The following is a 21,315-nucleotide window of genomic DNA, read 5'->3' as shown; positions in this document are numbered from 1 at the left end:
GTTGTAAAAGTCTGGTCAAAAACTTTGACAGAACTTTAGACAATGCTAATGCGAGAATTCATCTTTGCTTTATCAGGCTTATGCTTAAGCGCCTCGCTAAGGCTTCCTAAGATACCAAATGGGTTCTATAAGTTTCTCAATTCCTCTTCAATTGGGAATGCTCTGCCCAAAAACTCACTTAGCATTTGCAAATCAAATTTTTTTGTGATGCGCCTAGAAATAGTGGCGCAAATGCTAAGCCCCTACAGCATCTTGGTGTTTTCATTGCAAGTACAATTTAATGGATTTGCAGCCCAGAACTTTTATTCTGGGCTTGTTCTAGACTAAGCGATCGCTATAGGTGATCGCAAAAGTCGAAATAGTGATGATCAAAATCAATGGATAGACAATCCAAGAAGCGATATTTAAGTATTTAAAGGCTTTTTTATGCCCATCTTTTTCCAGTTTTGTGCCGATTACTGTGACCAGAATTGGTAGTAAACATAAACAGAAATAAACATAAAACACATATTCCATCGCTACGGTGTAGCCAACTTCAGGAAGTTGATTGTTAAAGGAAAGCAACAACACAATTCCTGATAGTAACGCTGAGGCAGGAGCCATCGTGCGTGGCACAAACATCGAATAGGGGAAGAATAGGCAGCAATAGGTTAAAAGCGAAAGCAAAATCAACGGCAACACGTTCTTAGAGAGAAATACTAAGGTCTTGCGCTGAAAAGTCATGCGAATGCTTAACCCAGGGTATTCCACTTGAGCATTTGACTGAAACAAATCAGGATCGCCTTGAGTGGAAGTACTGCGTGATGAGTCTTGGAAATAGGTAATATTTTTAAAATTCCAAAGCTGAAGCCCTTGGAATGGTTTGCGTTCCTCGGCTTCAGGTCTTGGCAATCTTAAGCCAACCTTATCGATCGCATAGATCAATCTCTCAGTCGATAGATTAGGATTATCAAACCGCAAGTTTAATCTTTGCGAATCAAAGGGATAATCGCGGAAATCAAAGGCATTCCGAAATTCACCACGCACCCGATAGAGCCGATAGTTTAAGCCATTGACAACTTGGGCTTTGATTGGGGCTTTACCATCAAATACAGGTGCAGTGGGATTAACACTATTACTGACTGCATCAGGAAACTGAATCTCCGTAGGTTCATCATTGCCGTTATAGCGGAACCACACATAAAAATCGGCGGTAAAAGTTGCCTTATCAATGCGATTCAGCTTATTGATATCCATTCCCGCATAAACTACACGCTGCCGCCAAAAATATTGATTGCCAGATTGAACAATGCTTCCAGATTGGATTTCTTTTGGTAAATTCAAGCGCTCAGGATTAGCGATCGGCGTAAATTGTTGGGATGCAGAAATCAATTTTTGATTTTGGAATTGAGCAAGGCGCACGGGCTGATCGCTATTGCGATCGCTGTTGAAATAAAGTAACCCCGTTAAGCCTCTGATGCCCACCTTACGATTATTTAGTTTCGCTAGTGCATCTCGCACCTGTTCGCGATCGCCTTCTACATTTGTGCCTTTAGGATTAACCTTACGAATTGCATCCACTGCTGCGATCGCTGCCTCATAAAACTTTGCTCCTAAATAGGAAGGAGTCTTGTTGTAGGCTTTTTGATACGCCGCTAGAAAGTCTTGGGCATCGGCTCCTGCACTATCAAACAGGATCGGCAATGGTACATACATGCCATCGGTAAAGAATCCCGCCGTTTTCTTCTCTTCATCATATTTCTCAAATCGCTTCGCAAAGGATTCCCTTCCCAATGCTTGCTCCCCTAAAACAGGATTTTTTAGCCCTTTCTGCTTGAGCGCCACCAAAAAGTCTTCGGCAACATCCTCCTTGGACATGGTTAAAAATAAAATTCCTGCTTCAGGCTCAGCAGCTAATTCATTGACGATTTGCTGCACTGAGGCTTTGCGATTAGCTGGATCAGAATCGATCGCCCAAGTCTTTTGTATTTTGCCATTACCATTGGCTTCAAAGGCTGACTTAATTACTTCCGATTGAGTCTGTTCATTTTTACTAGCTTTGTCATAAATCACACTTGCCGTCTTGAACTGGAGTACCTGCTGTGCATAGATTGACAAGGTTTTAGCTAGATCGGGATTGGTATAAATAATCCGAAAATAGTACGGGCGATCGCTGGTAACTTTAGGATTATTCGCCGTACCCGTAATTGCTGGTAATTTTTTATCTTGGTAAATGTTGCCAGCAGCGATCGAGGCATCGGAAGAGCGATGCCCCAATACCACTAGTGCATCACTTTTAGCAATGTCGTTAGCAACTTGAGTTGCCCCATCAGCATTGCCCTTGTCATCATAAATATTTAACTTAAGCTGACGACCATTAATCCCCCCCTCGCGATTGGTCGTATCAATATATAGCTTGATGCTATCAACGATTTCCTGCCCACCACTGGCTGCATCTCCGCTCAGAGATGCAGCTACCGCGATCGAGATCGTATTGCCTTCAGCCCTCAATCCTTGCGGATATAAGCCGCCAAGGGATACCACGATCAAGAGGGTGGTCAATGCGATCGCACAGAACCTTACAACTGTCTTACCCATGAAATTGCAGCCGTCCTATTTGAAAATTGCTAAGGCGTAAATTAAACTGTCTCGCAATTTTATGGCTTTGAGATACCGTCAAAACACCCAAAACGAAAAGAGGTCACAAAATGACCTCTTTTCGTCTGTGATTTTGAATTTTGAGGGCGAATGATGGGAATTGAACCCACGAATGGTGGTACCACAAACCACTGCCTTAACCACTTGGCTACACTCGCCATTTAACCGTTATTTATAGTACTACTGACTTGTGCATTTACACAAGCCCTTTTTTAAAAATTTCTAGTAATTCAGCAAGAATCAGCACTTTGTCTAAACTTAAGTCTCAAAACCCTCTTTAATTGCCCCTTGCCAAAGGGGGAAAACTAGAAATCTTGTTCCCTCCTCTTTGCAAGGGGAGGGCTAGGGTGGGGTAAATTTTAAATGGGAAATCACCTTAATGAGCCTAGACATAAATGAATGTAGACCACATTCTTAGCAATCGCTATCGCATAAGCCAAACCATAGGTATTAAACAAGTTGGTGCGATCGCCTTATCCGTCTATCTAGCCGAAAATTTAGAAATACCGATCGCACCTAAGCCTTTTTGTGTAGTTTATTTCTGGCAAATTTCAGGCGAAAGCACCCTAGATCATGAAGCGATCGCCACGAAGCTTTATGAAATTGGACAAAACTATACGCTAGCCCCTAAAGTCCAAGCTTTTTTTACAGAAGAAGAGAATTGCTATTTGGTGCGTGAATATTTGGAAGGTTATGAATATCTAGAAGAATTTAGCCGAATAGTTAATGATTTTACAGATCCAGAAGCAAATGATTCAGAAGTAAAAAAGCCCTCAGAAGTTTCTACGGTTAAAGCTTTAGCGATCGGGCAAGCGTGGGCAAAATCGCTTGTCAAAATCCCCGTTATGATTAATCGTCGCCAGCTAATAATTAGCGCTAGTTCAGCGATCGCAGGTTTTACATTAGCGATATTGCTGGAAAAGCTCAAGCCCCAACCAACCCCGATCATCATTGCTGAACCGCGACCAGTGCCTGAACCACCCAAAGATCCGATCAAGAGAGGAGACAAAGCCTTTCGTGATAATTTGGGTAATGGTATCTATATGGAAATGGTGCGAATTCCTTCAGGACGATTTGCGCTGGGTTCGCCACCCAATGAAATCGGCAGACGAGAGAGCGAATCTCCCATATCTGAGGTACAAGTTCCTGCTTTTTACATGGCAAAATTTGCAGTTACTCAAGAGCAATGGGTAGCGATTATGGGGATTAATCCCGCCATGTTTCGGGAAAATCTGCAATCACCTGTGGAAAATATCTCTTGGCTAGAAGCTCAAGATTTTTGTCGTAGATTAGCAGGGCAATCGCAACATCTTTATCGCTTACCCAGCGAAGCTGAATGGGAATATGCCTGTCGGGCTGGCACAAATACGGCATACCATTTTGATGATAGTCCCACCCAACTTGCTGATTATGCATGGTTTATGGACAATGCTAATAAGCGATCGCATCCTGTCGGGCAGAAAGTCCCCAACCCTTGGGGACTATACGAAATGCATGGTGGTGTTTGGGAATGGTGTGAGGATGTGTGGCACGATAATTTTAATGGCGCACCTGCGGATGGATCGGCATGGGTACGCGATGGCTATAGCAGTCGGCGCGTGCGTAAAGGCGGCTCATGGAGCAATGAAGCACGGTTATGTCGCGCTGCAAGTCGTGAATGGCATTGGCAAAGCGATCGCTATAACGACATCGGCTTTCGCGTAGTTATTTCGGCATTGGTCAGCTAATACCAAAACACAAAACGGCTAAGCCGTTTTGTGTTTTTCCAAATAAATGAAGGCAGCGCAAAGTGCTGCCTTCATTTATTTGGAAAAACATGCATTGCTCTATTTTGAGAAACTCATCAAATCGCGTACAATACGATTTTTAACCATGCAAGATACTGCTGAATATACCTGCGCTTTTTGTGGGGAAACCAATACGACCTTTGTGGATTTCAGTGGGGGAATGCAGCAGTCGTATGTGGAAGATTGTCAGGTTTGTTGTCAGCCCAATATTTTGTATATTCAGATTGACGAAGACACCCTAGATATTGAAATTAACAGTGAACCAGAAAGTTAGAGTAAGGAACCAAATTTTTGATAGCGCGGCTTTGCCGCGCTATCAAAAATTTGGTTCTTTATTTTACAGCAAAGTCCTTATTAGCTCTCATCCGAAAAACCGATACTGGTTCACTTAAACCTTTTAAAAATACAGAACTCTCTTCGCAAATATAATGTTTTATCGCCTCGATCGCTTGAGCTTGATTGCGTAAAGAGGTCGTGAATACAATGTCATTGCCTTCACTTAGTCCTTGGACTCTTGCTGCTGTGTTAACGGTTGTGCCAAAGTAATCCGAGCGATCGTTGAGATTAACACTAATACAAGCACCCGCATGGACACCAACTTTGAGAATTAGTTGCTGCTCCGCAGATTCAAAACGACGATTAAAATCTTGCATTTTTGACTGCATGGCGATCGCGGCTTTGAGTCCATCATCTGGCGAAGTAAATGTTGCCATAATTGCATCACCGATCGTCTTAATTACGGCTCCATTATGCTGATCAACAATTTCAAAGAGAAAGTCAAAATGTTGACGTACCAGACTATAGGCTTGAGAATCCCCTTTTTGACTATAGAGAGCAGTAGAGCCAGCTAAATCAGTAAAAAGAATAGTGACTTGTCGAATCAGTAAACTTTCATTGGGAGGCATGGTTTCACGGGGAAATAGCTCGCGAAACATTTGTAAGGTTAAGAGCCGATGTCCTGAAACTACGCCATATTTTGCATCGTTATGAGCGCGAAATACTGGATCATTTGCTTCCTGTGGTAGCGATCGCAATCGTTCATCGATACTAAAGGTGACTCGTACCTGTTGGTCAGCATCAGATTCATGCTTATAATGACATACGGGACAAACATGCCATGTTTTAAGCTCGCCCAATTGAGTTCCCGCAAAATCAACTCCCTGACATTTAGGGCATTGAATATCCCAATTCAGAGTCACAATTCCTTCCTTCAGCGACATTACTAAAAGCTTTAAGGTTTCGCGCTCTGAGAGTTTTAATTGTTCAGCAATGAGACGAGGATTGGTATGGTAGAGAAATCGACTATCTTGCCCCTGTAAAAAATCGATGAAATTACCCTGCTCAATCGTGCTAACTCCATACTGAACCAAGGACTTTACCGCTTGGGCGATCGCCTGATTAGTCCTGTTTTTTGATGAATTAAAGAGATTTAGCATAGTTACATTTTCAATATCGCTAAGGCGATTAATTTGGCTGTTTATGAACTGATGCGTCTCAAATGTACTTCCCAAAAAATGAGAATAAAGCCGCTTTGTGCGGCTTTATTCTAGAGAACGCTAGCTAGCAAAGCTTTTTGAGCATGAAGACGGTTTTCGGCTTCATCCCAAATGCGTGACTGTGAGCCTTCCATTACTTCATCAGTAATCTCTTCACCACGATGGGCTGGTAAGCAATGCAGAGCAATCGCTTGTTGATCGGCTAAAGCCATTAGTTCTGCATTCAACTGATAGGGCTGGAAAATGGGAATGCGATCTTCTGCTTCTGACTCTTGCCCCATACTTGCCCATACATCGGTGTAAAGGACATGAGCAGCCCGTGATGCTAATTTAGGATCTTCGGTGACAATAACTTCCGAATTTTCAGCTAAAGCTTTGGCTTGAGCGACAATGGTGGGATCTGGCATAAAGTTTTTGGGTGAGGCAATCCGCACATTCATCCCCACAAGGGCGCAACCAATCATCAGAGAATGTGCCATATTATTACCATCACCGAGATAGGTAAGGGTTAGCCCTTTCAAAGAGCCGAAGTTTTCCATCACGGTTAGCAAATCTGCAAGCACTTGGCATGGATGTTCTAAATCGCTGAGGGCATTGATAATCGGGATCTTCGAGAATTTGGCAAAGGTTTCTAATTCTGCTTGCTCAAAGGTACGAATCGCCAAAACATCTAAATAGCGATCGAGAACTCTGGCAGTATCTTCTATGGGTTCGCCACGACTGACTTGGGTCACATTTGGATCGAGGTCAATCACATGTCCCCCCAGTTGATGCATGGCGACGGTAAAGCTAACTCGCGTTCTTGTTGAGGCTTTGCGAAACAGCAATCCAAGAGTCTTACGCTGAAAGTCAAACTGGACTTCTCCTGCTTTGAGTTGTTTTGCAAGTGTCAGCAATTCCTGAATTTCGCTTGGTTGCAAATCTGCCAAACTAAGAAGATCGCGTCCCTGAAGGTTTCCCATTGTTGTTAGTTAGAAAAGATCTTGTAATGACTGTATCATCAACTTACAGCGCTTTACCCTGATTAAAAATGGCTTTTCTGGGAAAGTAATGCAAAGCAGTGTTTTCCTGAAAAAGCGATGGGTTTAGCGCTTCTGCTAAGCAATATAGCAATCTTAACTGAGTTGTGAGAGTGCGCCCCTTCGGGGCGCACTCTCACAACTCATCCCAATGCAATTAAACCTAGTTTCTAGGTGAATCTATGAAGTTAACCTCCTTAAAACTAAATACATTCAAGCTCTCTAAGCATTATTACCTTTGGCTATTAGTGGGAATTGCAGGTTTAGTTTTTGGAAGTGAGATTGTAGCCCGACTAGTCGGCGAGATTCTATGGTTTCAAGAGGTGGGCTATTTGCCCATGTATTTATTACGGCTTGCCGTGCAAATTGGATTAGGAATTGTGATCTTCGCGATCGCCTTAGGCTATCTCTTCAGAAATTTGCAGATTGCCGAAACACGGAAATATGACGATCTGCCTACTGATACCGAACAGAGGCAAGCAAAACTACGCAAGCGATCGCCTCTTAATAAACAACTAAATAAGCAATTAAATAAGCAACAAGCAATATCCTCAAAATATATCCCCACATCTCTGCGGCTACGTTGGCTTTTGCCGCTAGTTTTAGGTTTGAGTTTACTAACTTGTTTGCTCGTAACGCATTATGGACAGGTGGCGATCGCGCAATGGCGACCTGCATCAAGCCAGCCAAGTATTGCCCCAATCGCACCTTTACTACTCAGACCAGAACTGCTCGGTCAATTGGCAACGCAGTTATTAACTGAAAGGTTGTCGGCAATTGCCACGATGGGGATGGCGATCACCTTGTTGGTTTATCCCAAGTTGGTGTTGAAAGCGATCGCTGTCTTGATCAGTGTCTTCACTGCATGGACGGTCTCACGTCAGTGGATGCGAATAATTCCTTACTTGCAGCCTACTAGTTTTGATCGCACTGAGCCAGTGTTCAATCAAGATCTGAGTTTTTATATATTCAATTTGCCCACGTTAGAAGTTTTAGAATTTGGGCTAGTTGGCATTTGTTTATATGGTTTTATCGCAGTTCTCCTAACCTACTTGCTATCAGGAAATAGCCTGAGCGAAGGTAAATTTATCGGCATTTCCCACGATCAACAGCGTCATCTCTACGGACTTGGAGGAGTGTTGATGGTGGTGATTGGGTTTAGTTATTGGCTCAATCGTTACGAGCTTTTATATTCACCGCGTGGGGTTTCCTACGGTGCTAGCTATACCGATACGGTGGTGCAATTGCCTGTCTACACAGAACTAAGTATTCTCGCCTTCGCGATCGCCATTTACTTAATTCTGCGGTGGATTAGATTTCATCGCCAACCTGTAAGCCGTAAGCCAATAGTATTCGCCCTAGTTTTATATCTGGTGATGGCGATCGGGCTAGGTGTCGGTTTGCCGATCGCCATACAATCTTTGGTCGTGCAACCCAATGAGCTAGCCCGCGAACAGCCCTACATCAACCGTACAATCTCATTCACTCGTGAAGCATTCGGACTCGAAAGTATTAATTCTCAAGTTTTTAATCCACAGGGCAAATTAACCGAAAAATCCATTCAAAATAATGATTTAACGGTTCGCAATATTCGGCTTTGGGATAAACAACCCCTACTTGCCACCAATCGCCAACTTCAACAAATCCGTCTTTACTATAGTTTTCCTGATGCAGATATTGATCGTTATACGATTAATGAAGAGAAGCTATCCAAAACTGCGGCTAGTCAGCAACAGGTACTCATCGCCGCGAGAGAATTGGACTATACGGCAGTTCCTAAAGAAGCACAAACTTGGGTAAACCAGCATTTGATTTATACCCATGGCTATGGCTTTACCCTCAGTCCAGTCAATCGTGTTGGTGCGGGTGGACTACCTGAATATTTTATTAAAGATATTGGCATCACCGAAGGCAGTCCTCTCACTACTTCTAGCGAGGCTGTGCGAGAGAGTATTCCGATTGGTGCGCCACGTATTTATTACGGAGAGAATACTAATACCTATGTGATGACTGGAACCAAGGTTAAGGAACTCGATTATCCTAGCGACAATGATAATGTTTACAACATTTATGATGGAAGAGGTGGAGTTTCCCTTAATTCCTTTTGGCGGCGGATGTTGTTTGCTAAATATCTAAATGATTGGCGGATGGCGGTGACTCCCGAATTCCTGCCCGAAACTAAGTTGTTATTTCGGCGGAACATCATGCAAAGGATTCAGGCGATCGCTCCTTTTTTACGTTATGACAGTGATCCCTATCTAGTAGCAGCCAAAGCAAGTGCCCAAGCAGAAGATCCTAGCTCTCTCTACTGGATTGTCGATGCTTATACCACCAGCGATCGCTTTCCCTATTCTGATATTGGCAATGAAGGAATTAATTACATTCGCAACTCGATTAAAGTTGTGATTGATGCCTATCATGGTCATGTGGATTTCTATATTGCTGATCCTAGTGATCCGATTATCCGCACATGGGCAAGGATTTTCCCCGATTTATTTAAACCCCTCAGTGCAATGCCTGAGCCACTGCGGCAGCATTTACGCTATCCTGTGGATTTATTCTCAATTCAATCAGAACGCTTGATGACCTATCACATGACTGATGCTCAAGTGTTCTATAACCGTGAAGATCAGTGGCAAATTCCCAATGAGGTCTATGGTGATAAACCTCGTCTGGTGGAACCCTATTATTTAATTACAAGTTTACCTGAAGTTCCCTTTGAGGAGTTTATTCTCCTATTACCGTTTACGCCCAAGGAACGTACAAATCTGGTGGCATGGTTAGCGGCAAGGTCAGATGGAGAGAACTATGGCAAGCTTCTTCTCTATACATTTCCTAAGCAAATTCTTGTCTATGGACCCGAACAAATTGAAGCCAGAATTAACCAAGATCCCGTAATTTCTCAACAAATTTCGCTCTGGAATCGTCAAGGCTCACGAGTAATTCAAGGCAATCTACTGATCATTCCCATTGAACAATCGCTTTTGTATGTGGAGCCGCTCTATTTAGAATCAACTCAAAACAGATTGCCGACTCTAGTACGTGTAATTGTCGCCTACGAAAATCGGATCGTGATGGCTCAAACTTTACAACAGGCGATCGCTGCCATCTTTAAGCCAGAGCAAGAGATTACACCGCCAATCATCCGCCCAGTCGAAGCACCAGTCACACCACCTTAAGAAATAGAGGTTGCTATGCAACCTCTATTTCTTAGATTTTTACGCCAGACTTACGGGCAATCCAAATTTCCCAATTGCGGAGAAAACTCGATCGCGCCTTAAATATGGTGGATATCGATGGCTTGAATACCAACTCTTCACAAGGAGGCTGTACCAAAATTGTAAATAAACCTAAGCGATTACCAACAATGGTATCCGTAAATAGGCGATCACCCACCATCGCCACTTGGGAAGCTGGTAATTCCATAGCTTCGAGAACTTGACGTACCACACGACGCGATGGTTTGGCTGCTCGACTACGATAGGGAAGGTTTAAGCTCTCAGCGACTCTCTGAATGCGGCGATCGCTAAAATTATTACTCGCTAACCAGATGGGATATTGTGGACGCATTAGCTCCACCCAAAGATGAATTTTTTCTGATACATCAAATTCATCATCACCGATCAATGTATTATCCACGTCCAAAATCAAGCCTCGTAACCCGTAGGTTTCCATGAGCTGTGGCGTGATCGCGTAAATGGGTGATGACAAAACTAGGTCAGGAGCAATAAGTTGCCAAGCTTTCACAAATATTTTGAGAATGTTAATTAAATAATTAAGAATATCTTACAGCGCTTTGCGTTAGAACAGTTGAGCAAAGTGTTAGAGGACATGATATCCCGCGCTACGCGCGGGATATCATGTTTTACTGTTTGGGCGTTTTTTGCTGGATTTTTTTATCGATTGCTTGTAATGCTTTTTCGTGTTCCTCTAAAGTCCGACTAAAGACATGACTGCCATCAAACTTAGCCACAAAAAAGAAATAGTCAGTAGTCGCTGGATCAAGAGTTGCCTTGAGACTCGCTAAGCCAACTGAAGCGATCGCCCCAGGGGGCAAACCTTCATTTAAATAAGTGTTATAAGGCGAAGATGTCCGCACCTGTTCTAACGTGAGCGGATTTTCAGGCGTTTGGCGAATATTTAAACCATATTCAACCGTAGGATCGGATTCTAAGCGCTTATTTTGTTTCAGGCGATTCCAGAAAACACCAGAAATGATCCGTCGCTCTGATTCAATTACCGCTTCTTTTTCGACAATACTTGCCAGAGTCACCCAATCTTTGAGACTGATTTTGACCTTCGGTTTACCAGACTGATTGTCTTGATAAAGCGGCAAAGCCACTTCCTCGAAGCGATTAAGCATCAAATCAATAATCCGATCAGGTGTCGCTTCCGATGGCAAGATTTGATAAGTGTCAGGAAAGAGAAATCCTTCTAGACTAGGAATATCTTCAGGGAGCCAAGTGCGTCGCCTTGGACTGATCCGCTGAGCCGCGATCACAAAATCCTTAGCCGCAAAAAAACCCTGCTCTTCAAATAAGCTTGCCATTTGCGCGATCGACCAACCTTCAGGAATCGTAAATCTTACTTCCGAAGATTTGGCAGTCTGGATTTGGGCTACAACTTCTGGTAATGACTGATTTGTGGCAAAGTCATAGGTTCCCGATCGCAGGGCTACTGACTCACTACTTCGCAGCGACTGCCACGTTACCCACAAACGCAAAGCTAAGCTAGAACGAATTACGCCTGCTGATTCTAGCTCTTGGGCGATCGCTTGGGTTGGCATCCCATCGGATATCGTTAATCGAATTTTTGCCCCAATATTGCTAGGTGCTGCACTTGCCCAAATCCACCAAGAACTGCTAACAAAGCCAGTAACAAGGATAGTTAAGGGAACGGCAACACCATAAAATAGCCAATTAGAACTCTTCTTCGGCATCTTCTGTGCTGAGGACATGGTCTAGATATTGCTCCACATAAGGCTCAAGGGCTGCCATTTCCTCAGGTGTAAGGACTTCAGGCTGACCATCATCTCCTACTTTAGCAATAAACATCAGAGGATCGAGGGATGTAAATACAGAAAAAGCTTGCTCTTCGTAGTAGAAATGCGCTAGTTCTTGAAATTCACCACAATTGCCATCTTCTTCGGTATCGATCTCGATGATATCTTCTTCAGTTGGCTCAGGTAATTCACCTTCAACCGTCAATGTATGTGCCGAACGTTTTAGTGAAAGATTTTGTTCTGCTAAAACCGCCTGAGCTACTGGGAAAATTAGATCAATTTCCTCTTCGGTGACATCGACTAATTCAGTTTCTTCTTCGTCATCGGTTTCTTGCCATGCAAAGATTTGCACAGAAAAGTCCACTGGTTGCAGCAACAAATATTCGGTGCTGTCCACTTTAAACGCGGTTTCGACAGTGCAAGGCAAGCTCTTACCTGCGTCATCCTTAAGTACGATCGTCGATCCTTCCATAGATTGCTGTTTTGTATCCTATAGCACTACTAGCTCAGAGAAACCCTCTTGTATAAGGCTTTTGGCGCTTTTAAGCATTATGACAGCAAAGGGGACAGTTTATAGAAAAGTCTCGCTTTGCAAGATTTTTCTATGGGATTGGTTGACGCTTTAGCGCTAACCATTGTTGCAAGATTAGTGCAGCCGCCTTGCGATCAATCATTTCCTTGTTATGTCTTGTGGAAATACCTTGCGATCGCATCATTTCTTCGGCTTCGTAGGAGGTTAAGCGCTCATCGACAAATTCTACTGAGATCCCTAATTGCTTGGCAGCACCATTGGCAAATTTTTGGACATGTTTGGCTTGATGACCGAGGGAACCATCCATGTTGTAGGGCAAGCCAACTACAAGGGTATCAATATCGCGCTCGACTATTAGCGATTGCAGGATTGCCATGTCTTCATCCCATGATTTACGAGTAATTGTAGTGATGCCATGCACAGATATACCAAGGCGATCGCATCCTGCTACCCCAATCCTTTTTCTACCGACATCTAGCCCTAACGCTGCATATTGCATAAATTAATTTTATAGCTGTCGCTAGTCATGTTAAAGCAAAACCCAAAAGGAGAGTAGCGGCGCTACTCTCTTTTGGATTTGTGTGTCGTGCTTTGCACGACACGCTATTGGTTTTGAAATGGTTGAACTTTTTGTATTAGTGTTTGCGATCGCGCAATGATCGTCGTCCAGTCATCTTCTGCGATCGCCTCTGGTGAAAACAAATGACTAGAAATGCCCACCGCGATCGCCCCAGCGGCAAGAAATTGATCAGCATTTTGAATCGTCACCCCACCCGTGGGAATGAGCGGAATATCGCGCAACACAGGCTGTAAGCATTTTAGATAATCAACACCACCAAATACCTTGATTGGGAAAACCTTAACTGCGGCTGCTCCAGCCTGCCAAGCCGTAATTATTTCCGTCGGGGTCAGCGCTCCAGCGATTACAGGAATATTATTCTCGACACCTTTAGCAATCAGTTCAGGATTGGTATGAGGTGTAAAGAGAAAGCTACAACCACAAGCGATCGCTCTTTCTACACTATCAATGTCTAAAACCGTGCCTGTACCAATTTTGCAATCAGGTAACTCCTGCTGCAATTTGGGAATCAGGGACTCGGCGCGATCGGTATTCCATGCAATTTCGATCAGCTTAATCCCACCTGCGGCGGCGGCAAGTGCCATTTCCCTTGCAGTCACAACATTATCAGCACGAATAACGGCAATAATGCGATGCTGCTGCAACAAACTGATCCAAGGATTCACAGGTTTTGTGCAAAAATTTGCATTGTCGATCAACTGCCAAAGATCATTACACAAAGCTTTGTTTTTGCAAACCCAATGAATACGTCTAAAGAACAAGGGGCTTAAGCCCCTTGTCTTGCTGAGGTTGCAAAAGTTGGGATGTCCTCATAGGCTTTCGTGCTTCATAATATGTTTTGGATAACAAATTATAGAGAATATCTATGGCTTTGAATGTAGGCGATCGCGCCCCAGATTTTAGCGTGGCTGATACCCACGGCAATATTGTGACCCTTTCTAGTCTCAAAGGTAAGCGGGTTGTTCTATATTTTTATCCCCGTGATAACACCCCTGGATGCACCAAAGAAGCTTGTGGTTTTCGCGATAACTACGCTCAGTTTCAAGCAAAAAACACCTTGATTTTTGGTGTTAGCACCGATGATGCTAAGTCCCACCAAAAGTTTACAGAGAAGTTTGACTTACCTTTCCCGTTGCTTTGCGATGTCGAAGCTCAAGTTGCCACAGCCTACGAGAGCTACGGCAAAAAACAAATGATGGGAAAAGAGTATATGGGTATCTTCCGCAATACCTTTGTGATCGATCCAGAAGGTAAAATCGAGAAAATTTATCTCGCCGTCAAAGCCGAACCCCATCCTGCCCAAGTTCTCGCGGATATCTAAGTAAAGAGGAGGCGCGAAGCGCCTCCTCTTTACTTGATAGCACCAAGCGCTGTAAAAATTTCTGAGGTGTTAAACATTGAATCAAAGCAAAAGTAAGCCCGCTAACTCAACTAAATTAACCAATTGGGTAATTCGCGATCGCCAATTTATTTGGGGCGATCGCACATACCTGATGGGAATTTTGAATGTTACACCCGATAGTTTTAGCGATGGCGGTCAATATAATTCACGGGATGCAGCGTTAAAACAAGTCGCGCAAATGCTGCCTTATATTGACATTCTCGATATTGGTGGCGAATCGACAAGACCTAATGCTCAGCCAGTGAGTGCTGAAGAAGAAAGCGATCGCATTTTGCCGATCATCGAAGCAGTTCGAGCTGAATATCCCCAATTACCCATCTCCGTTGATACAGTCAAAGCAAGTGTCGCTCAAGCCGCGATCGCCGCAGGAGCCGATATGCTCAACGATGTGTCCGCAGGCAGATTTGATTCTGAAATGCTACCTCTAGTAGGAAAGCTGCAAGTGCCAATTTTTTTAATGCATATGCAAGGAGAACCACGCACGATGCAAGAAAATCCTAAATATCGCGATGTGGTAAAGGATGTGAAGCAATTTCTTGCCGATGCGATTTTGGTCGCCAAAGCTTGTGGCATTCCTAAGGATCTAATTGCGATCGATCTAGGGATTGGTTTTGGAAAAACTACTGAACATAATCTTCAACTTTTAAGAAATTTGCAGGCCTTTCAAGAAGTTGGCGCACCCTTGTTAATGGGGGTATCACGTAAAAGTTTTATTGGTAAGCTTTGCGATCGTCCCGACCCTAAAGATCGCCTATTTGGAACCATTGCCGCATGTACAGCCTGTATTGCAGGGGGAGCAGATATTCTACGAGTACATGATCCCAAAGAAATATTTGATGCTTGTCAAATCAGTGATGCAATATATCGACAAAATGAGCTTTGAGAACCTATCGATATATTGCATAATCTCCATGCATAACTGCCAATATCAAAAAGTATCCGTAACAGTCCATCAGTTACAATAGCCAAACAGGATGTAGGCTTTAATACAATCCAGTAAAGTTTGTAATCATTTTTTAGAGGGCAAGACGTGCCACAGGCTAAGCATTTGCTGATTGGTTCCACCCGATCAGGCAGTGGAAAATCAGCAACAATTCTGGGATTAACATATAACTTGCAAGTTAAAGGTTACAAGATTGGCTATGGTAAGCCAATAGGTACTTTTACGACCAAAGAATTACCCGAATCAGCCGAACGCACTGAAGCTGATGTGGAATTTATTAAGCAAGCGCTAAATTTGCCGCAATCACTTTTGCGACCCACTCTCCTTAACCTTGACCGAGCCGCCCTTCAGCGTCGTCTATCTGGTGAAGATACAGATGACTACAGCAATAAGCTGGATGAATATAAAAAATTAATTGAAGGCGATCTCGTACTTTTAGAAGCTCCGGCTAATACGGCTGAAGGTGCGATTTTTGGGCTTTCCCTAGAGGAAATGGCAGATCAACTTGAAGCTCCTATTTTGTTGGTCATGCGATTTGGCTCGCTGTTAGTAGTTGACCATATCTTGATGGCAAAACAACGCTTTGGTGATCGCCTGTTAGGAGTGGTGATCAATGACATTCCTGATGAGCAATACGAAACAGCGCTGGAGATTCTCCACCCTTATCTTGAAAATCAAGGCATTCCCGTATTTGCCCTCATGCCTGAGAACCGCACTTTGCGAAGTGTGAGCGTCGCGGAAATTATCGAGCAACTGGGAGCAAACATCCTCTGCCGTCCTGAAAATATTGATTTAGGCAAAATCATGGTTGAGGAACTCAAAATTGGGGCGATGGATGTCAACTCCGCCCAAAGCTATTTCCGTAAGTCCTACAACAAAGCTGTAATTACAGGTAGTAGCCGCATCGATCTCCAGTTTGCCGCACTAGAAACATCAACAAATTGCATAATTCTGACAGGTCGTCCTTTTATTAGTGATGATGTCGCTCATAAGGCTATGGAATTAGGTGTGCCGATCCTCTCAGTCAGCAAAGATACCCTCAGCACGGTCAGTATTATCGAGGGTTGTCTAGGGCAAGTGCGCTTGCATGAGGGAGTTAAAGTAACCAGCATTTGCGACATGATGGGCAAACACTTCAACTTTGATCGCTTCTTGAAACTCATGAACATTAAAGCTCTAGCTACAGCTTAAAAAGAAAGAGAGAGCGCTTTGCGCTCTCTCTTTCTTTGGGGATTTTACATTTCTTGTAAGGTTTTCCAACCAGGTAGCCATAGCGATCGCCTTTTTAGAGCCTTAGCATTGAGCCAAAACCTTACGGAGTCATCACAAGCTGCTTTGATTTCTGCAAAAACTAAATCTCCTTCATTTTTGCGATTTACCACCACAAAATGTCGCCACCCAAAGTTTTCTTGCATCGCTGTCCATTTAGACCCAATTAGATGCGGAAATTTTTGTTTTTTGGTCATATCACCTCATAAAAAATGCGGCTAGCCGCATTTTTTATGTCTAATCAATATCGTCGTCATCATTGTCGTCGTCGTCATCATCAATGTAACTAGGGTCATCGCCTAACATCAATTCACTTAATTCTTCAGCTTCATCATCAAACTTTAAGCTCGACTCAGTACCTTCTCTAGCAATTAAGCGCCCTGTGGACTCTAGCCAATCAAGGATAGACACTTCCTGTTGCGTAGGGATGAGTGCTGCGGGTTGGTTGCGACGCTGAACGCGCAAAGCGGGGTTGTTAATCATAAAAAATATCAAATAAAAATCTTTAGTCTCTTTCAAGCAGTGTGCAAAGCTCACTACTTGAAAACACTTCTTGCAAATTTAGAAACCTGCGGGCAAACCTAAGCCACCAGTGAGGTCTTCCATTTTTTGTTTCATTGTACCAGTAGAAAGCTGATAGGCATCCTTGAGGGCTGCGAGTACTAAGTCTGATAAAACTTCTGCACCTTCATTCAAAGCTTCAGGAGCAATTTCCACACTTTGAGGTTCTTGGTTGCCGCTTAGGGTAATCTTCACTAAGCCGCCGCCCGATTCACCAGTTAGACGCAATTCATCTAATTCTTCCTGTAGCTTTTTTGCGCCTTCTTGAATTTGCTGCGCTTTTTGGAAGGCTTCTTTCATTTTGCCTAAACCAAAGCCAAATCCTTTTCCGTCTGACATAGCAGTATCAGTTTTATCCTAAGTTTTCCTGTACATTATGTCACTAATCTGCGCGATCGGGTAAGTACGGTCATTGCTAACTATTAGGCTTCTTTACCTAGCTAGTTGTTTAGGACTTCGTTACCAAAATCTTGTTTTTTGCTGAATTTGTAAAAGTCCACAGTTGCTCCCCAAATGGCTGTGCCTGTTTCAGGATCAACTCCGCGATCGCCACTCCAAAATTCATCAGCGCTAACCTCAAAGCCTAGGACAACTTGGCGCGATTCGTTTAAATATTGAAAACAACATTTTGCATCCTTGGGCATTTCGGCTTTGTAGCGACCATTGGCAAATGAGATATCTAATAAGCAACCAGAGAGGGGTTCGATGTCATTAATGGTGATTTGATTAAGCCGATCGTGATCGCGTCCAGACCCCGACCATGCCGCAGGATCTTTAAATCCCCAATATTTCACTTGAATTTTGCCGTCATTTTCTACAAATTGCAAAATGCGCTGACGATAAGGGCGATCAAGGATCAGGGCATTGGCTTGTTCGGCAAAGATGGCAATGCTGCCCAAAACGTTAAATGGGATGGGACGTTGCCACCAGACTAAGTTCACAAACCAAACAGGTTGATCTAACGATTGTTCGCGGTTGCTAAATTCACCTGCCATCCATGATGCAAGTTGTAAAAGTTGACTAGAAATATTCATGTTTCAAATCTAATTTCTCAAAGTTCAGTGTATCGGCAAGATCAGCAATATTATTCCCACAATATTTGCACTGAATAATCATTAAAAGCGCGATCGCAGCCGATATATCGTTAAGTTGTTATTTATTGCTTGAGAAATTAGAAGGTATTTGTAAAAAAGATTAAGCAGAAAGCCTCTTGAGCATGAGAGGAATCATGGCAGAATKAACAACAGCCTCACTTACTTCAGGAAGACGTTCRTAGTCTTTACTCAATCTTCGCTGCTTACCAAGCCAAGCAAAAGTACGTTCTACAACCCAACGACGAGGTTCTAACTTAAAGCCCTGCTCTCTTTTTTCGGACAGAGTTAAATTGATACCCAAGCTATCCATTAAATTGATACCCAAGCTATCCATCAAAGATTGGAATTTGCGACCACGATAACCTAAATCAATCCAAACTTGTGCCAATTCAGGTTGACTTAATTTACCAGCCATGACGACAGTTCGTGCAGCAACCACATCCGCAATGTTGGCAGCTTGTACCAATATCACCAATACTAATCCGAGCGTGTCAACTACGAGCGTGTCAACTAATAGATGCCTTCTACGACCGTTGACTTTTTTATTGCCATCAAAACCTCGATCCTCACCGCCAACATCTGTAGTCTTGGTCAATCATGGCAGCAGTTACGTTTTTTTGTTTTCCTGCCTTTTCTCTTACCTTATCTCGCAGCTTTTCATGAATTYCTTCAATGATTCCCTTGMGTTGCCATCGCCGAAAGTACATATATACTGTGTCTGATGGCRGAAAATCATGCGGGAGCRTATCCCAAGCACATCCACTTCTTGTCCAATATCAAGATGGCATTGACTACTTCTCATAGATTTGTGGTGCGTTTTCTCCCTTGCGCTATGTCAGATTTTGCCGCAGGAAACATATCTTTGATAATTTCCCACTGCTGATCTGTTAAATCTGTTGGGTATCTTTTTCTAGACATTTTATGATTTTGTTTTTTCTGGTTTCTCTAAAGAAAATTCAATATTTTAGGCTTAGACAATAAAGAAAATACCGCAAACTTCATTTATTTATGGACTTTGCCATCAGGAAGTGTCGCCCCCTTGAGAATCGCGCCGACAAGATTAGCGCTACTCAGTTCAGCACGATTGAGAATCGCGTCGGTCAGGTCAGCATTAGCGAGATTTGTCCGAGCCAGATAAGCTTCAATAAGATTAGTGCGAACCATAATTGCCCCATGAAGATTAGCGCGGCTGAGATCGGCTCGAGTCAATTTAACATCCGTGAGATCAGTTCCTTTCATCTGCACACGACTTGCCTTAATATCTGCCATAATCGCACTTCGCAATGAAACTCCATTAAAGTCTGCATCAATTAAGATGGCGCGTTCCAGCTTGGCATTATTTAAAATCGCACCTGAAAGCGTGGCACAACTAAGGTTAGTCTCCGAGAGAAAGACACCCTGCATATTGGCATTATTTAACTTCGCTTCAATCAGATTAGCCCCACTGAGAGTTGCTTCTTGCAGATTTGCGCCCCTTAAATCCGCTTTGTGTAAATCCGCCCCAGATAAATTTGCACCACGTAAGTCCGCACCAGACAGATTTGCCCCTGTTAGATTCGCAGTACTGCGCTTCTTTTTACCAGCATCAATTTCATGTTGATCGCCGATCGCTCTTTCTTGTCTGAGATTTGCACCTTTCATACAAGCACCGACAAGGTTCGCCCCACTTAAGTTTACGGTTCGCATATCCGCATCAATTAAGTTTGCATCCATTAAATTAGCAAGACTAAGATTGGCTCCAAATAACGTCGTTCCTTGCAAACTAGCTCCATGCAAATCCGCATTGGATAGATTGACATTACTCATGCTTGCTTGATTAAGATTTGCACCACAGAGATTTGCCCCCACCATTAAGGCTCCGCGCATATTTGCACGGGTCAAGCAAGCAAAGGTGAAGACGGTACTATTAAGATAGGCTTTAGATAAGTTAACATCTAGCCAATCGGTACGACTCAGGTTTGCACCGCTAAGTTTGATGCCATTCAGATTAAGCCCACTAAAGTCGCGATCGCCCTGTGCATAGCGGCGCAAAATATCTTGAGAAGTGAGTGCTGTATCCATCGTGTTGTCACACTTGCGTTGAATTAGTAATTGCTATATGGCAAGATCATAACGGTTAGCAATAGAGAAATGCGAAATTCCTGTTTTTACTTTAAACAATTTGCGATCGCTCAAGACAAATGTGCAATGAAAGTAGGGACAGATGGAATTTTGTTGGGGGCATGGACAAGACTGCCTGAAAATGCTCAAATTCTGGATATTGGCACAGGGACAGGATTGCTAGCTCTAATGTTGGCTCAGCGATCGCAATCATCAAATACATCTTCCAATACATTTATTGATGCGGTGGAAATTGATCATGATGCTTATCAACAGGCTAAAGAAAATATCGAGAGTTCGCCTTGGCGCGATCGCATCAATATCCATCATGTGCCTATTCAAGACTGGGCGATCGCTTGTTCTCAGCAATACGACTTGATTATTTCTAATCCGCCATTTTTTGAGAACGCTTTTAAACCTTCACAAAATTCCAGAAACTTAGCCAGACATAGTGACAGCCTTTCTCAAACTGATATTGTCCAAATCGCATCGCAATTGTTAAAACCAAATGGACATTTAGCAGTTATTTATCCCACCGATTTAGCTAATAATTTTCTCACTAAGGCTCAAAGTTTTAATTTATTCTGCGATCGCCAAGCTTACGTCAAACCAACTCCACAAAGTGTAGTCAAACGGATGCTACTGGAATTAAGCCGCACGAAATATCCCACTCAAACAATGACGATCACCATCGAAGAGAGAAAACACCTGTACACGCAAGATTACATTGCTTTAGTAAAAGACTTTTATCTAAATTTATAGAACCCATTTGGTATCTTAGGAAGCCTTAGCGAGGCGCTTAAGCATAAGCCTGATAAAGCAAAGATGAATTCTCGCATTAGCATTGTCTAAAGTTCTGTCAAAGTTTTTGACCAGACTTTTACAACGATCCA

Annotated in this window: 21 protein-coding genes, 1 tRNA gene and 3 pseudogenes; 8 read left to right on the top strand and 17 right to left on the bottom strand. The window is 43.2% G+C overall.

All coding sequences use genetic code 11. The features are described 5' to 3' along the window. A pseudogene (locus tag B9G53_RS29060) lies at positions 1-110 on the top strand (DDE transposase); the annotation flags it as partial. A gap of 208 nt (positions 111-318) precedes the next feature. Here the strand turns inward: B9G53_RS29060 and B9G53_RS12875 are convergent. Together B9G53_RS12875 and B9G53_RS12870 are read right to left on the bottom strand one after the other, a co-directional pair. Then, positions 319-2,577, bottom strand: a complete 2,259-nt coding sequence (locus tag B9G53_RS12875; protein WP_094532909.1) for an ABC transporter substrate-binding protein — start codon at positions 2,575-2,577, stop codon at positions 319-321. Between the two features lie 145 nt (positions 2,578-2,722). Then, positions 2,723-2,795, bottom strand: a tRNA-His gene (locus B9G53_RS12870). A 237-nt stretch (positions 2,796-3,032) separates the two neighbouring features. On the opposite strand from B9G53_RS12870, the gene B9G53_RS12865 reads away from it, so the two are divergent. Continuing rightward, positions 3,033-4,364, top strand: coding sequence for a formylglycine-generating enzyme family protein (locus B9G53_RS12865; RefSeq protein ID WP_094532907.1), 1,332 nt, complete (start codon positions 3,033-3,035; stop codon positions 4,362-4,364). A gap of 145 nt (positions 4,365-4,509) precedes the next feature. Then, entirely contained in the window at positions 4,510-4,698 is a 189-nt protein-coding gene (locus tag B9G53_RS12860) for a CPXCG motif-containing cysteine-rich protein (RefSeq protein WP_094532913.1), read from the top strand. A gap of 58 nt (positions 4,699-4,756) precedes the next feature. Here the strand turns inward: B9G53_RS12860 and B9G53_RS12855 are convergent, their stop codons facing one another. Beyond that, positions 4,757-5,860 (bottom strand): adenylate/guanylate cyclase domain-containing protein, encoded by a 1,104-nt coding sequence (locus B9G53_RS12855; protein WP_094532905.1) that lies wholly within the window; start codon positions 5,858-5,860, stop codon positions 4,757-4,759. 110 nt (positions 5,861-5,970) lie between these two features. Continuing rightward, the gene (argF, locus tag B9G53_RS12850) at positions 5,971-6,882 is read right to left on the bottom strand and encodes an ornithine carbamoyltransferase (protein ID WP_094532903.1); all 912 of its coding nucleotides are present in this window, start codon (positions 6,880-6,882) and stop codon (positions 5,971-5,973) included. A gap of 239 nt (positions 6,883-7,121) precedes the next feature. Here argF and B9G53_RS12845 point away from each other — a divergent pair, with 239 nt between their 5' ends. Then, positions 7,122-10,118: a UPF0182 family protein gene (locus B9G53_RS12845; protein ID WP_094532901.1), complete on the top strand. Its 2,997-nt coding sequence runs from the start codon at positions 7,122-7,124 to the stop codon at positions 10,116-10,118. A gap of 31 nt (positions 10,119-10,149) precedes the next feature. Here B9G53_RS12845 and B9G53_RS12840 read toward each other — a convergent pair whose 3' ends face one another. The 5 genes from B9G53_RS12840 to B9G53_RS12820 all read right to left on the bottom strand — a co-directional run bounded on the left by B9G53_RS12840 (position 10,150) and on the right by B9G53_RS12820 (position 13,718). After that, positions 10,150-10,692 carry a YqeG family HAD IIIA-type phosphatase gene (locus B9G53_RS12840; protein ID WP_094532899.1) on the bottom strand — a complete coding sequence of 181 codons (543 nt, stop codon included), beginning with the start codon at positions 10,690-10,692 and terminating at the stop codon, positions 10,150-10,152. Between the two features lie 112 nt (positions 10,693-10,804). Then, positions 10,805-11,896 (bottom strand): endolytic transglycosylase MltG, encoded by a 1,092-nt coding sequence (gene mltG, locus B9G53_RS12835; RefSeq protein ID WP_254923646.1) that lies wholly within the window; start codon positions 11,894-11,896, stop codon positions 10,805-10,807. Then, positions 11,859-12,413: a DUF3727 domain-containing protein gene (locus B9G53_RS12830; RefSeq protein WP_094532895.1), complete on the bottom strand. Its 555-nt coding sequence runs from the start codon at positions 12,411-12,413 to the stop codon at positions 11,859-11,861. The genes mltG and B9G53_RS12830 overlap by 38 nt, the downstream gene beginning before the upstream one ends. A gap of 130 nt (positions 12,414-12,543) precedes the next feature. Beyond that, a complete protein-coding gene (gene ruvX / locus B9G53_RS12825) occupies positions 12,544-12,972 on the bottom strand; it encodes a Holliday junction resolvase RuvX (protein WP_094532893.1) in 429 nt (142 codons plus the stop codon). 104 nt (positions 12,973-13,076) lie between these two features. After that, positions 13,077-13,718, bottom strand: coding sequence for a bifunctional 4-hydroxy-2-oxoglutarate aldolase/2-dehydro-3-deoxy-phosphogluconate aldolase (locus tag B9G53_RS12820; RefSeq protein ID WP_094532911.1), 642 nt, complete (start codon positions 13,716-13,718; stop codon positions 13,077-13,079). Between the two features lie 200 nt (positions 13,719-13,918). On the opposite strand from B9G53_RS12820, the gene bcp reads away from it, so the two are divergent. From bcp to B9G53_RS12805, 3 genes are all read left to right on the top strand, one after another. After that, complete coding sequence (gene bcp / locus B9G53_RS12815; RefSeq protein ID WP_094532891.1) at positions 13,919-14,374, top strand: thioredoxin-dependent thiol peroxidase; 456 nt, start codon at positions 13,919-13,921, stop codon at positions 14,372-14,374. Between the two features lie 76 nt (positions 14,375-14,450). Then, positions 14,451-15,338 (top strand): dihydropteroate synthase, encoded by an 888-nt coding sequence (gene folP, locus B9G53_RS12810; RefSeq protein WP_094532889.1) that lies wholly within the window; start codon positions 14,451-14,453, stop codon positions 15,336-15,338. A gap of 147 nt (positions 15,339-15,485) precedes the next feature. Beyond that, a complete protein-coding gene (locus tag B9G53_RS12805) occupies positions 15,486-16,589 on the top strand; it encodes a phosphotransacetylase family protein (protein ID WP_094532887.1) in 1,104 nt (367 codons plus the stop codon). A 44-nt stretch (positions 16,590-16,633) separates the two neighbouring features. Here B9G53_RS12805 and B9G53_RS12800 read toward each other — a convergent pair whose 3' ends face one another. The 7 genes and pseudogenes from B9G53_RS12800 to B9G53_RS12770 form a co-directional block, all read right to left on the bottom strand. Further along, positions 16,634-16,864 (bottom strand): TIGR02450 family Trp-rich protein, encoded by a 231-nt coding sequence (locus B9G53_RS12800; protein ID WP_094532885.1) that lies wholly within the window; start codon positions 16,862-16,864, stop codon positions 16,634-16,636. A gap of 40 nt (positions 16,865-16,904) precedes the next feature. Then, a complete protein-coding gene (locus B9G53_RS12795; protein ID WP_094532883.1) occupies positions 16,905-17,150 on the bottom strand; it encodes a DUF3134 domain-containing protein in 246 nt (81 codons plus the stop codon). A gap of 78 nt (positions 17,151-17,228) precedes the next feature. After that, a complete protein-coding gene (locus tag B9G53_RS12790; RefSeq protein ID WP_094532881.1) occupies positions 17,229-17,567 on the bottom strand; it encodes a YbaB/EbfC family nucleoid-associated protein in 339 nt (112 codons plus the stop codon). Positions 17,568-17,668: 101 nt separating this feature from the next. Then, positions 17,669-18,262 (bottom strand): chromophore lyase CpcT/CpeT, encoded by a 594-nt coding sequence (locus B9G53_RS12785; protein ID WP_094532879.1) that lies wholly within the window; start codon positions 18,260-18,262, stop codon positions 17,669-17,671. 160 nt (positions 18,263-18,422) lie between these two features. Then, positions 18,423-18,917 (bottom strand): transposase, encoded by a 495-nt coding sequence (locus B9G53_RS12780; RefSeq protein ID WP_094532877.1) that lies wholly within the window; start codon positions 18,915-18,917, stop codon positions 18,423-18,425. Beyond that, positions 18,889-19,086: pseudogene (locus B9G53_RS29055) on the bottom strand (transposase); the annotation flags it as partial. The pseudogene B9G53_RS29055 and the gene B9G53_RS12780, both read right to left, overlap by 29 nt. A 238-nt stretch (positions 19,087-19,324) precedes the next feature. Then, entirely contained in the window at positions 19,325-20,383 is a 1,059-nt protein-coding gene (locus B9G53_RS12770) for a pentapeptide repeat-containing protein (RefSeq protein WP_094532873.1), read from the bottom strand. Positions 20,384-20,452: 69 nt separating this feature from the next. Here B9G53_RS12770 and B9G53_RS12765 point away from each other — a divergent pair, with 69 nt between their 5' ends. Next, on the top strand, positions 20,453-21,184 hold the full coding sequence (locus tag B9G53_RS12765; protein ID WP_094532871.1) for a tRNA1(Val) (adenine(37)-N6)-methyltransferase: 732 nt from the start codon (positions 20,453-20,455) through the stop codon (positions 21,182-21,184). A gap of 15 nt (positions 21,185-21,199) precedes the next feature. On the opposite strand, the pseudogene B9G53_RS29050 reads toward B9G53_RS12765, so the two are convergent. Continuing rightward, positions 21,200-21,315 (bottom strand): annotated as a pseudogene (locus tag B9G53_RS29050) (DDE transposase); the annotation flags it as partial.

Origin of the sequence: Pseudanabaena sp. SR411 (assembly GCF_002251945.1) — a bacterium.
Taxonomy (GTDB): Bacteria; Cyanobacteriota; Cyanobacteriia; order Pseudanabaenales; family Pseudanabaenaceae; genus Pseudanabaena.
The sequence above is the reverse complement of the archived record's forward strand: the minus strand, read 5'-3'. Positions and strand labels throughout refer to the sequence as shown.

What these genes read in the sequence shown, in the direction of transcription:
- B9G53_RS12790 (WP_094532881.1), bottom strand. Translation starts at nt 17,567, where the DNA reads ATGTCAGACGGAAAAGGATTTGGCTTTGGTTTAGGCAAAATGAAAGAA.
- B9G53_RS12795 (WP_094532883.1), bottom strand. Translation starts at nt 17,150, where the DNA reads ATGATTAACAACCCCGCTTTGCGCGTTCAGCGTCGCAACCAACCCGCA.
- B9G53_RS12860 (WP_094532913.1), top strand. Translation starts at nt 4,510, where the DNA reads ATGCAAGATACTGCTGAATATACCTGCGCTTTTTGTGGGGAAACCAAT.
- B9G53_RS12875 (WP_094532909.1), bottom strand. Translation starts at nt 2,577, where the DNA reads ATGGGTAAGACAGTTGTAAGGTTCTGTGCGATCGCATTGACCACCCTC.
- B9G53_RS12785 (WP_094532879.1), bottom strand. Translation starts at nt 18,262, where the DNA reads ATGAATATTTCTAGTCAACTTTTACAACTTGCATCATGGATGGCAGGT.
- B9G53_RS12800 (WP_094532885.1), bottom strand. Translation starts at nt 16,864, where the DNA reads ATGACCAAAAAACAAAAATTTCCGCATCTAATTGGGTCTAAATGGACA.
- bcp (WP_094532891.1), top strand. Translation starts at nt 13,919, where the DNA reads ATGGCTTTGAATGTAGGCGATCGCGCCCCAGATTTTAGCGTGGCTGAT.
- argF (WP_094532903.1), bottom strand. Translation starts at nt 6,882, where the DNA reads ATGGGAAACCTTCAGGGACGCGATCTTCTTAGTTTGGCAGATTTGCAA.
- B9G53_RS12765 (WP_094532871.1), top strand. Translation starts at nt 20,453, where the DNA reads ATGCGAAATTCCTGTTTTTACTTTAAACAATTTGCGATCGCTCAAGAC.
- B9G53_RS12865 (WP_094532907.1), top strand. Translation starts at nt 3,033, where the DNA reads ATGAATGTAGACCACATTCTTAGCAATCGCTATCGCATAAGCCAAACC.
- B9G53_RS12855 (WP_094532905.1), bottom strand. Translation starts at nt 5,860, where the DNA reads ATGCTAAATCTCTTTAATTCATCAAAAAACAGGACTAATCAGGCGATC.
- ruvX (WP_094532893.1), bottom strand. Translation starts at nt 12,972, where the DNA reads ATGCAATATGCAGCGTTAGGGCTAGATGTCGGTAGAAAAAGGATTGGG.
- B9G53_RS12770 (WP_094532873.1), bottom strand. Translation starts at nt 20,383, where the DNA reads ATGGATACAGCACTCACTTCTCAAGATATTTTGCGCCGCTATGCACAG.
- B9G53_RS12845 (WP_094532901.1), top strand. Translation starts at nt 7,122, where the DNA reads ATGAAGTTAACCTCCTTAAAACTAAATACATTCAAGCTCTCTAAGCAT.
- B9G53_RS12830 (WP_094532895.1), bottom strand. Translation starts at nt 12,413, where the DNA reads ATGGAAGGATCGACGATCGTACTTAAGGATGACGCAGGTAAGAGCTTG.
- mltG (WP_254923646.1), bottom strand. Translation starts at nt 11,896, where the DNA reads ATGTCCTCAGCACAGAAGATGCCGAAGAAGAGTTCTAATTGGCTATTT.